Below are 10,918 nucleotides of genomic sequence, written 5' to 3' on the forward strand. Positions count from 1 at the left end.
GAATCCGAATGTGCGAGCGCGCATCAGGCTGCACCGCCTTGGCCAAGCGGTCGAACCAGGGCGAGGACCTGGTTGCGGTCGACTTTGATCAACCGCGGGCCCACCTGGAATCCCTCCAGGAGTCCGCCGTCAACCCAGCGGCGGATGGTGGTTGGGTGCACTCCACCCGCCAGCTCCGCAGCGTCACGGAGACTGATCAGGTTTGCCCGTTCCCCGGCCGAACTGTGCCGTTTGCTCATGAATGCCACTCCTTCGATGCGCAGTGCTTGTGTATACACAAGCAGCGTATACGCAGCTGTGTATACACACAATGCTTGCGTATACACAGAAGGCGGGCATAAAGAAGAGGGCCTGATCATGTAGCTGATCAAGCCCTCTTGACGGTTGTGCTTCGTCTATCGACGGTTGAGCGAAGTTTCTACCCAGATGGCGAGACCGTCATCCGGAACGAGAATGCCTGGTACCGGCCGCGCGGGTAGGTCACGTCCGAGACCATGAGTAGGTTGTCGTCGTTGTCTAGAAAACGCTGATGAACAGTGATTGCTGAGTCCCTGGCCGGAACGTTTAACCATGTGGCGTGCAGCGCGGTCGGGATCTGCTCGGCGAGGGTTTCCTCCAAAAACGTTGCGTCGGGGGTCTCTTGGCCAGGCAGGTGATACGTGTCCGAAATCGACACGGGGTTGCCGTCCTCCGTTGCGCGAGTCACAACGTGCACAAGCTCATCGCCGACGTCGATGCCGAAGTCGTCTGCGAGCTCGTCTGTCGCCTTGATGCGTTCAATCTCGCGCTCGACACTCACGGGACGGTCGGTCTCACTCCCGAACGTGGTCTCGGGGCTTTCCATCTGGCGTTCTGGGGCGAGCCGCGTCAGGTTTGGGCGCTCGACAACATAGGTGCCGCGGCGCTCAACCGTTCGCACAAGCCCCGCGCGGTGTAGTTGCTCAACCGCTTTGCGGACAACGATTTCCGACACGTTGTGGTCATGGGCGATCTCGGAATAGCTTGGCAGCCGGGTCTTCGGCGGAATTGCTCCACTACGGATCTGACGCGCGTACTTGTTTGCGATCTGGACGTATTTCGGCTCGGACATGCGCCGGGTCCCCTTCCGATCAGTGACTGTATACGCACCTGTGTATACGCAGTAATGACCCTACGCTGCCGCCGGGCCTTATCTCCTCATATGTGCTGTGACGGCTTCGTCAGAAGCTGTTAATGCCGCCGAACCCAGCACTGTGCGACGTCCCGCAAGTTCCACCACGAGACGAATTGAGGATCTTGATCAACCAACTCCCACTCGTGCGCAAGAGCATCGAAGAAGGCGTCGTCGCCGGTCTTGCCGCCCTTCAACTCCCCGACGTAGATCAGACGATCCCCGCCTGCGGTCGAATAGTCCGCGAGTGCAGTCGATGCCATCGTGTCGCCCCAGCCGGGTGGCCAGCATAGGAACAGAACAGGATTCGTTCCGAACTGGGAACGAGTGTCAAAGCCGGACAGCCCTATGACGTCGAACCATGCAGCTGGCTGTCCGGGCGAGAGCGGGAAAGAGACGTTCTCACCGTCGGTAGGCGGCTGCGAGTCATAGGCGCTCACCTTGCATCCACCATTGGCCAGCTGTGCAGCCCAGTACCCCCGACCTGCTCCAAGCTCGACAATCGACCGATCCGAACACCATTCCGTCATACGCTGCAAGGTCTCGGGTGAAGGGACAGCGTAGGCGTAGGCGGCCTGAAGTACTGTCTGCGCGTAGCCAAGACGCGCACTTCCTTGTGATCGCCCTCCGTTGATGACTCGGCGCCCTCCGTCTTCGTGCACCGCGGGCGCAACGATGTCCCAGTATGGGTTGCCGGACTCCGAATGGCCTCCGGTCATGTAGTGCAGCAGGCGAAGATCGAATGCTGAGTCGGCTTGCGGATCATTCGTGCCCGCCAGCCTCGGCGCCGTGTCGAGATAGTCGGCCACTGCCGGATAGTCGGCGCGGAACCGCGCCTCGTCCTCCAGCATCGAAGCGAGCTCGTTTCGCCGGTCCGGTGTCAGCACAAGTCCAGTCATTACTCAATTGTGTCGAGGGCCAGCCGGTTCGGCCGTCAGTTGCTCTATATGCGCATGGCAGCATGCGCGATCGGATCTCGAGCCGTACTCAGCTGGGGGAGACCCTCCTCTTGTGGTCAGTTTTCGAAACCTCCGCGTATCCACCTGGATTGGCTGTCGCACTGAGCGCGTCCTGACGCGCGAACACGCTGCCGGAGGCGGCGCAGCTCTGCAACGTAATGTCCGCACCTGACGCAACCACCCACCCAGCCCCCCTTTGTGGTCATTCCTTTGTGGTCTCCCTCCATGCACCTTCATTGAACTTGCTTGCTCTGTCTTGTTTTTGGGCTCTCGCTCTGCCCGGTCCACACTCTCTATGAACAGCGAAGCCATAGAGAGTGTGGACCGGGCAGAGCGAGAGCCCTGCGCCGAAGGCGCAGGTCAGACCCAACTTTCAAACTGAGGTGCCGGGACTATGCCGGGACTCGGCAGGTCCCGGCATAGTCCCGGCACTGTCCCGTCATTCTCCCGGCAGTGTCCCGGCTGATCAACGAGGTCAAAGTCCGATTTCGGCACCTGTGACGTGCGGATAGGCTCGCTCGCGTGTCTATGTTGGGAGATTAGCTCCGCCGACAGATCCGCTATCTGACGACTTCTGCCCGCCTGTTCGACCAGCGGACGAGAGCGAAGCTGTCCGTCCTGCCATCACGCTTCGCGTCGTGCTCCACGACACCTCCCGCCGTCGAAGTCGACATCGTCGAAGCGGAGCCCAGCCGCTTCCGTGATCCGAAGCCCGACGAATGCGCCGAGCAAACGGACCGCGAAGCTTCAAGCTGCCGCGCACCGATAAAGGTAGCCGGTGGCGACCTGGGCAAAATCCGCTCGATTTCGCCGTCGTTTGCGATCTGCGCCGTCCATTGGTGTGGCAAAGTAGCCGTGTGGCTGACCTCGACTCGCAACCAAAACCGATACAGTCGTTGTATTCCTGGTACAGCGAAGGCAAGATTTTTGTGAACCGGAGGTACCAGAGGAAGCTCGTTTGGACTCTGAATGAGAAGCAGAAGCTAATTGAGTCGGTGCTAAAACGCTATCCCGTGCCCGCCCTTCTTCTTGCCGAGCGCGAGGAAAAGACCGAAAAAGGAGACAAGACCTATGAAGTCATCGATGGTCTCCAGCGGCTACACGCACTCGTATCGTTTATCGAATGCTCTTTTCCTACGCTGGATGGCCGTTATTTTGACGTGGAACTCCATCCGACTGCCGCCGCTCGCGAAGCTCAAGGAAAGTTTTCTCGTCCTGACGAAGACGCGAACAAGATAACCTCGGGTGAGATCACAACGTTTCTAGATTATGTTATGGCAGTTTCCGTGATGGGTGGGGCGACCGAGACGGAGATCGATGACGTTTTTGGAAGGATCAATACCTACGGTCATCGCCTAAGTGACCAGGAGCGGCGACAGGCAGGCGTTCGGAACAACTTCTCACGGCTTGTTCGGGAGTTGGCATGCGAGATTCGAGGCGATGCATCGACCACGATTCTGGGCCTGGAGCAGATGCCGTCAATTAGCGTCGATCTTCCTATGACTAAGCATGGCTACCAAGTTTCTGCCGATCAGGTGTTTTGGGTAGAGCATGGGGTACTTCGGTCAACGGATTTGCGCGATAGTATGGACGAGCAGTGTATTGCCGATATCGCAGCTAGTGTCATTGGCGGTGCTGTTATCGAGCGATCGAAGAATGCTCTGGATCAAATTTACGAAGACGGTACCACACCGAACTTGCGCATAGAAAATGCGCTGAGAAGCTATGGCGAAGAACAGTTCTCCGAGGAATTCAAGCAGTGTATCGATGAGATACGTAAGGTGTGCAACGCGGGGGCGGGGCCTTCAAAGCTGCGTAGCATTCTGTTCAAGAATTCCTCGACCAACGCTTTCGCTGCATTATTCGCGGTGCTCTTCATTGGATTACATGAATCGCTTTTTAAGGGCAATAAAAAAATCGCCGATTACGAGGGTGTGCGAGCCAGTATTACGGGAATCGATGATCGCATCGACACTAGTCGCGGTTCGACCAGCCCAGACGAGCGTCGTAAGAACATAAATGTAATAAAGGGGCTAATTGCCGAGTATCTTGTCGATGTCGAACCGCGTGAGCTAGGGGGCTCCCATTCCACTGTGGATATCGACAACATGATACGTCGTTCGAAGGTAGAATTGCCTGATTTTGAGCTGAAACAAGGTCTGCTTCAGCTTACTGAAGATAAGTCTATAGATCCGAATATGACTGGCAAAATAGCACGGACAATTTGCGCGATTGCGAACAATGCACGCTCTGGCAAGATAATTATTGGAGTTACTGATAAGCCTGCTGATGCTAATCGTATCGAATCGCTGTACGGGATTAAATCGCGCACAGTAGGTGATCGGCAAGTAGTTGGATATTTGCGTGAAGTTACGGCGCTAAAAGAAGATCAAGATCGGTACCTTCAAAGGTGGATTGACGGAATCCGAAATTCTGATCTAAGCGAGCCCCTGAAGTCCAGTGTTTTGTCGTCTGTCGACTGTAATGATTACTATGGTTTGGGGCTCATAGTAATCTCTGTTCCGAAGCAATCTGAATTGTCGTACGTAGGCGACGATGTCTATTATCGGGAGGGTAATTCGACTGTTAAAGCTGAAGGTGCCCGAAAAATCGCGTCGATTAGTCAGCGATTCAGTTAATTCGAGATTGCAGCGCCGGACCACTGCCATGGCTACCGCGGACAGTCCTGGGTTAGTCGAGCCGTGCGGAGCCGGATTCGGTACGCAGAAAGTACGCAGCAGCACCGATCCGGCTCGTCGCGAATCCAAGATCGCCAACACAGAATCCGCTGGTCAGTCATCTTCACCAACGCCCCTAACTACAGTAAACGTCCAGGTGGTAGTTCGAGCTCTACTTCGACGTGTAAGTCGTTGTAAGGCTCTGACCTGCGCACGAAGGTCTACCTGAGGTCTTCCGTCCGCAGTTGTAGTCAGCGAGTCCATCCGTTCCGCGATCACTTCACCGATTGCGGTCCGGGTGGACTCGTCTGCGTCCGGCCGCAGGTGCCCGGCGGCACACCGGCACCGGGCAGTGCTGGGCACGACGCCAGCCGTCCCCGACTTTGCTCTCCCGCAGCCTGCCGACGGATCGGCCGGCGTCCGTTCGTGGGGCCTGGCTGTGGTCACCCGCTCGTGATCAGTCAGCCGACGGACATTCGGTTGTAGCCCCAGACCGCCCCGAACTCCGCTGCCTTGAGCGATACTTACCGCTCGTGAGTAGCATGTGGGATTTTCCGCTCGACCCCACAATTTGGGGGACTGTTGGCCAGTGGGCGGGTTCCGTGGCCAGTGCCGGTGCACTTTGGGTCGCGGCACTCGTCTATCGAAGTAACTCTAAGAGAGACAGGGAAGCCCAAGCGAAACAGATTCGAATATTCGAGGCGAGCGATCCTAATCTGGGGATAATGGCACTAAACCCGAAGCCATTCGTAGTGGTCGTCCACAACTTGTCTGACCGTTCGATATCTTCCGTGTCCGCGCACATCAATAAGCGACCGCTGGTAGATGTGGTCACCGACTACCTCCAGCTTTCACCGGTCCCAGCGCCAAACGGGGAACTGGAACGAATGCGGCAAGAATCGATTGCTTCCATAAACGATGGGTTTCCTACAACACCGCCTCAGTGGAAACTAGAACCGGGAGCGGAACATGAGTTCAAGTTTCCGAATCCAATACAGCCTATTTACCAAGTATGCGTGGTCTATTTCACGGATTCGCAAGGGCAGCAGTGGAAAAAGACCCTCGAAGTGCATCCATTCAAAGACTCGAGCCTTGAGCTTATCCAAAACGTGTGGCCTAAACTCACGAGGTTCGTGCGGCGTGGAGAACTATTGTTCGCGCCCAAGAAGGGTTTTCGAAGGCTTATCTATATTCGAAAGATACGCCGCGAGGTTCGGATCAAAGAAGAAATGCGTATTCAAGCAAGGAAGGTCGAGCCGTTCGACTAGACAGTCCCGTCTGATCTTCGCGCGACCTCCGGCCGCGTGGCCCTCCTGTGTGGTGGCCTGCATTGTGTTCGTGCGCCCCTCCAGCGTCAAGAGCGCCTCCGGCGTCCCTCCGCGATGGCTATCGCCACTCTTGACCCCGGAGCCTCTACGCGCGAAAGGCAGGCCGATAAGGGGCGCGCAGCCAGCGCGCCTCTGGTGCAGCCCACCACCCAACAGGGCCATTGGACGGCCACGTTCACCTGATCTAGGCCAGAAGGCCGAGCGCACAGGAAGATTCACTCCAATGTACGTAAGGTCAGCCATGTGATTACTGCCTTGATCGCCATCGCTGGCACGCTCCTCGGTGCGGCTGTCACCCACTACTTCCAGCGGGTCAACGCGGACAGAACTATGCGTCAGAACTTTGTCGAGCCGCTGAGGCAGGACCGCCTTACCGCCTACCACGACTTCGCCAACGCGGTCGTCGAGTACCGCCACCACCAGATCAAGCGGTGGCACCAGCTCAAGCAGGATCCTGATGCCGAAGCAAACACGCGGTCCGAGGCGTACGACAAGAAGGCGGTCGCCAATTCACAGCTGCTGCGGATCAAGCTCCTAACAGCGATGAGCGCCTGACCCAGCTGGCGAACGAAGCAATCGAGGCGTCGCTAGCCATTCAGCGAGGCGGAATCGCCCCAGCGACGGCTGAGGAACACAGAGCGCGCTACCATCAGGCAACCGCCGCGATCGACGCATTCGTTCGACATGCCGGGACGGATGTGCAGAATCCTTCGCGGGCGAATCTACCGGCACGACGGGCAAGTGGGCCGTCTTGAGTTCAAGGTGGCAGAGCGGGACCGGAACGGGACCACGCGCTGTGAACGCTCCGGGGTGACCAGCACTTTCGAAATACATGAAAACGGTGAAAGTTGTACTTTGACCTGTACTTTCGTGCCTCGGTCCGACCTGGGGGCAAGTTGGCCTGCGGACTGGGTGACGACAATCATGGACCTTCGCTGCTTGCCCAACATAGGGACCACCGCGGGATTCGGACTGAGCAGGCGCCTCGCCCATGCCTGGCAGTGTGGGGACCATTTGGGGACCACACGTCACGCGCGGCACTGAACATCCGCAGAACACACGAACTTTCGGACAACCGGCAGAACGTGCTAGACGTGCGCAAATAGCCGATTCCCAGTCCTGGGGGTCAGGTGGTCGCAGGTTCAAATCCTGTCAGCCCGACACACGAAACCCCTTCCGACCAGCATCGGAAGGGGTTTTCTCGTTCCGCGACACGCCGTGGGATTCGAACCGAGCCAGTCAAAATCTCATACTTTCGGCTCGCCCACGTGCCCAGGCCTCGAGCACGGCCCTGTTGTCGGGCACGGTCTCGGGCACGTCGATGTAGTGGGTCTTGGCGACCTCACGGGTGTTGCCCAACTGGCGGGCCGCGCGTTCGGGATCTCCGGAAGCGTGATCGACCGCGGTGGCCACGCCTTTGCGGAAGGTGCGAGGGGTCACCCAGGCGAATTCGCTGCCGCGTGCGGCGCGCCAAATGCGGCCGAAGTTGTTGGGATTGCGTACCGACCCGTTGCGCGCGGGAAACAACAGCCGGTCAGGGTTGGGGCAATCGGTGACCTCGAGGTCCTTGATCGCCTCGCGCACGGCTTCGACGGTGTGCTCGGGCAACAGGATCCGCCGCCACCCGTTGTCGGACTTCGGTGCGGGTTTTCGCACCCAGCCGCCCGCGCCGGCACCCTTGACCTCCACTAAGGTGCCAGTGACATCGAGGTAGGGGTCGCTGGCATCGAGGTCTATGTCATCGAGCAGTAGCGCGAATACCTCGTGCGGGCGCATCCCGGTTCCGGTGATCACATCCACCACCCAGACCACCGTCCAATCCCGCGCCGGTCCGCGTGTATAGGCAGGTGTGCCGGGGATGGCCTCACCGCGTGCCCACGCCCGTACCTGGGCTCGGAACTGCGGCAGCGCGGTGTGGTCTTGTACCTTGCCTCGGGCCGGGTTCCGACGGCGCACGAAAGCGCCGACCCCATCCACAGGGTTTGTCTCCAGTGCGCCGTGACGGACTGCGATCTGCATCATTGCCCGCAGAATGATCTTGTGCTGCTTGGCCTTCCGACGCAGCCCGAGCGCGACCAGCCGTTTGAGGTGCCGATCGATCTCCCCGGAAGTGGCCTGCCATACCTGCAGGTTCCCGACCGAGTTCTCGATCTTGATCGTCGCCCGGTTGGCGCGACGATCCCTGGACACATAGACCTCGCGTCGATAATCCTCGATGTTGCCCTCGGTATAGGCGTCGTCGTTGCTCAACTCGAGCAGTAGTTCCGCGGCCAGATCGATCAGCTTGGTCGTTCGGGTGATCCGCCCGTAGCCGATCTGTTCCCGATGATCTCGCATCGCCCCGGCCAGGCGATTGCGCGCTTCGTCGGCACTTTCCCCGACGCGTTCGAGCTGCACCCGACCAGCGGCGCCGTAGAAGTACACCGTGGTGCGCCAGCGTCCGTTCTTCTGCTTCTTCGGCTTCGTCGGTGTGCCGAAGGTTCCTACGGGCTTGGGGATTCTGCCGCCCAATTCTGCTTTCCTCCTTCGGTACTCGGTATGTGGATTCTTGGGGTGTTGCGCGTTGTCGAGTCGTGGACCTAGGCGGCCCTGGCAGGTGCTCGGTGGAGTGTGTGAGATGGCTTCGTCGGACGGGTGGATTCGGCCGAGGTGGGTAGCGATGCCCAGCGGTGACGAGTCTCGAAGGTCAGCGGCCCGGTTTCAAGACCCAAAAGTTTGCTAATTAATAGCTGTTAACGGCAATGTTCAGCCCGGTCGGAACTCCCAACCGTCATTTGCTAGATATTTGCCTGCGGTGAGGGGATGATCGGTTCAGGGGGAGTCGAGTTCGGGGGATACGCGGAGTCAGGGTAGGTCTCACATACGCCCCTAGGAAGGGGAAAACGATGGCAAAACCCACCACGTCCGGTCTGCTCTCGCCGGAGGAGTTCCAGGCTATCCTCGCCGCCGTTCATGCTCACGAGCGAGCGCGGATGGAATCCATCGCGGCCGGCCACGACGCACAACAGCCCTACCAGTTGCCTGCTCAGCTGCCCAGCACCCAGCTGGACCAGATTCCCGGCCTGCTTCTGGATGCCCTCGTCGCATCCGGCACCAAGCCCATGCAGGCCCAGCTCGAGACCGCTCTCGACGGCGTCTTCCCGGCCGCCCAGCAACGCGCGAACGACCAGATGAGCCCAGACGACTTCGCCGACCTGCTGGACAAACAACTGGCGGACGACGAGGTCCAGTTCGACAGCGCGACCGACCAGCTGAAATCGGCGTTGTTACAGATCGCTATAGCGCATCCGGAGTTGCAGGGCGTCAGCCTGAACCTGTTGCGCGATTTCGTGGGCTTCGCTATGGGCATCTGGAGCGAGGTCGCCGCTGTGTTCGACGGGTTGAAGGGCAGCCGGTTCCCGGGCCTCTATCCCAGCCTGCCCGAGTTGTTCCAATCCTGGCAGAATAGGGTCGAGGACTTCCCGAACAGCCTGTCGAGCTGAGCGGCCGCCACGGCGAGTTCCGCCGCTGACCACACCTGCTGCACTACCACCTCTCAGGGCCCTGGGCCGGCTTTTCATCAGCGGGTAGAGCAACCAGGAGGCGAGGAGCATCCACGCGGAATCCGGCGCCTACGATCTACCGCAGATAGTGAATCTGCGCATCAACCTCGGCCATGTCGAGGAGCACTTTCACAGCCGCCGCGAGCTTTCTGGCAGTGCGCGACACCTGCGGGTAGCGGCGCAGCTGAGCCCATCTTGACGGGGCACAGCCCCTGTGGGGTAGCACTGGTGTCCGGAGGGGGTATTGACCAGTACGCCAGCCTCCTGCAACACCGAAAATTGCTGGTCATCGGCAAATAGCAGGTGGCGTGACGGTTCTGGTCCGGTTGCCGCAGGTTCGTGCCCCCGGCAAGGCGCGGCGAACATCGGAACGCAGACGACGAGCGCGTCCTCGGCGGCGAATTGGCTGTTGAAGCAGATTTCGCGGTTGTCGACGAGCTGGTGGCCGCGAGCTTGGAACGTATCGCCCCGGACTACTCAGGGCGCCCTGCTGCCTGCCGAGGGCGTCGGGTCGCCGCGTGAGCGGATCCTGCATGTTTTCGAACGGTTGGAATACCTGGAACCGGTCCAAGACTTTCGGGGCTGCCCCTATGTCGCGGCGGCGGTTCAACTCAAATCGCCCCAGCATCCCGCCAGCCGGGTCGCTCGCCGACAGAAGGACGGTCTGACCTCGTTCTTCCAACACGAGGCCGAACGCGGTGGTGCACCCGACCCCGGCCTGCTCGCCCGGCAGCTGACCCTCATTTTCGATGGAGCCAGTGCTCGATCGGTTGTCTAACCCCATGCCCTCGACGGCCTCGCCGTCGCCACCGCCACCACACTCCTCGATGTCGCAGGCGTCGATAATTCCTTGCCGGACAACGGTATTGGTCAAGACGCGATCGTCGCAGACACTCCTGCGCGGTAGCTGTGTAGAAACGTGGTGATCGATCGGCTCGAAGGTTCGCGGCCGAGCCCGTACACGTCTGCGCCACCGGCGATGGATCGAAGTGCAGCGGGTGTATCAGCAAGCGGCCGTGTGTTTTCGGTGAGGGTGTCTGGGTATCCGGTGCTGGCCGGGAGGTGGGTGGATGGCTGTTGAGCGGGTGTCGGGCCCGATGGATCTTCGATGGAGGTCTTGGCGTGGTGCGCTCTGGCGCACGATCGGTGCGGTCTGGTCGGACAAGCTCACGGATTGGGCTGCGGCGCTGACCTATTACAGTGTGCTGTCGCTTTTTCCGGGGCTGATGCTGCTCATTGCGGTTCTCGGCATGCTGGGCTC

10 protein-coding genes are annotated in these 10,918 nt (G+C 59.5%); 6 read left to right on the forward strand and 4 right to left on the reverse strand.

Annotated features, from left to right (window positions below; genetic code table 11):
* Positions 1-23 precede the first annotated feature (23 nt).
* From ACIBJI_RS41435 to ACIBJI_RS41445, 3 genes are all read right to left on the reverse strand, one after another.
* Positions 24-239 (reverse strand): DNA-binding protein, encoded by a 216-nt coding sequence (locus tag ACIBJI_RS41435; protein ID WP_397040570.1) that lies wholly within the window; start codon positions 237-239, stop codon positions 24-26.
* A 179-nt stretch (positions 240-418) separates the two neighbouring features.
* On the reverse strand, positions 419-1,090 hold the full coding sequence (locus ACIBJI_RS41440) for a GntR family transcriptional regulator (RefSeq protein ID WP_397088643.1): 672 nt from the start codon (positions 1,088-1,090) through the stop codon (positions 419-421).
* Positions 1,091-1,209: 119 nt separating this feature from the next.
* Positions 1,210-2,049, reverse strand: a complete 840-nt coding sequence (locus ACIBJI_RS41445) for a hypothetical protein (RefSeq protein ID WP_397088645.1) — start codon at positions 2,047-2,049, stop codon at positions 1,210-1,212.
* 917 nt (positions 2,050-2,966) lie between these two features.
* Between ACIBJI_RS41445 and ACIBJI_RS41450 the strand changes: the two genes are divergently transcribed.
* The 3 genes from ACIBJI_RS41450 to ACIBJI_RS41460 all read left to right on the forward strand — a co-directional run bounded on the left by ACIBJI_RS41450 (position 2,967) and on the right by ACIBJI_RS41460 (position 6,670).
* Positions 2,967-4,748, forward strand: a complete 1,782-nt coding sequence (locus tag ACIBJI_RS41450) for a DUF262 domain-containing protein (protein WP_397088647.1) — start codon at positions 2,967-2,969, stop codon at positions 4,746-4,748.
* Between the two features lie 572 nt (positions 4,749-5,320).
* A complete protein-coding gene (locus ACIBJI_RS41455; protein WP_397088649.1) occupies positions 5,321-6,055 on the forward strand; it encodes a hypothetical protein in 735 nt (244 codons plus the stop codon).
* A 303-nt stretch (positions 6,056-6,358) separates the two neighbouring features.
* On the forward strand, positions 6,359-6,670 hold the full coding sequence (locus tag ACIBJI_RS41460) for a hypothetical protein (RefSeq protein WP_397088651.1): 312 nt from the start codon (positions 6,359-6,361) through the stop codon (positions 6,668-6,670).
* 684 nt (positions 6,671-7,354) lie between these two features.
* On the opposite strand, the gene ACIBJI_RS41465 is transcribed toward ACIBJI_RS41460, so the two are convergent.
* The gene (locus ACIBJI_RS41465; RefSeq protein WP_397088653.1) at positions 7,355-8,626 is read right to left on the reverse strand and encodes a hypothetical protein; all 1,272 of its coding nucleotides are present in this window, start codon (positions 8,624-8,626) and stop codon (positions 7,355-7,357) included.
* 461 nt (positions 8,627-9,087) lie between these two features.
* Between ACIBJI_RS41465 and ACIBJI_RS41470 the strand changes: the two genes are divergently transcribed.
* From ACIBJI_RS41470 to ACIBJI_RS41480, 3 genes are all read left to right on the forward strand, one after another.
* Positions 9,088-9,597, forward strand: coding sequence for a hypothetical protein (locus tag ACIBJI_RS41470; RefSeq protein WP_397088655.1), 510 nt, complete (start codon positions 9,088-9,090; stop codon positions 9,595-9,597).
* Between the two features lie 469 nt (positions 9,598-10,066).
* Positions 10,067-10,435, forward strand: coding sequence for a hypothetical protein (locus ACIBJI_RS41475; RefSeq protein ID WP_397088657.1), 369 nt, complete (start codon positions 10,067-10,069; stop codon positions 10,433-10,435).
* A gap of 292 nt (positions 10,436-10,727) precedes the next feature.
* Positions 10,728-10,918, forward strand: a 191-nt coding sequence (locus ACIBJI_RS41480) for a YhjD/YihY/BrkB family envelope integrity protein (RefSeq protein ID WP_397088659.1), incomplete at its 3' end; no start/stop codon positions are given.

Source organism: Nocardia sp. NPDC050408, from assembly GCF_044458905.1.
Classification (GTDB): Bacteria; Actinomycetota; Actinomycetes; order Mycobacteriales; family Mycobacteriaceae; genus Nocardia.

Coding starts and splice junctions, on each gene's coding strand:
- ACIBJI_RS41435 (WP_397040570.1), bottom strand. CDS start 239: ATGAGCAAACGGCACAGTTCGGCCGGGGAACGGGCAAACCTGATCAGT.
- ACIBJI_RS41470 (WP_397088655.1), top strand. CDS start 9,088: ATGGAATCCATCGCGGCCGGCCACGACGCACAACAGCCCTACCAGTTG.
- ACIBJI_RS41445 (WP_397088645.1), bottom strand. CDS start 2,049: ATGACTGGACTTGTGCTGACACCGGACCGGCGAAACGAGCTCGCTTCG.
- ACIBJI_RS41440 (WP_397088643.1), bottom strand. CDS start 1,090: ATGTCCGAGCCGAAATACGTCCAGATCGCAAACAAGTACGCGCGTCAG.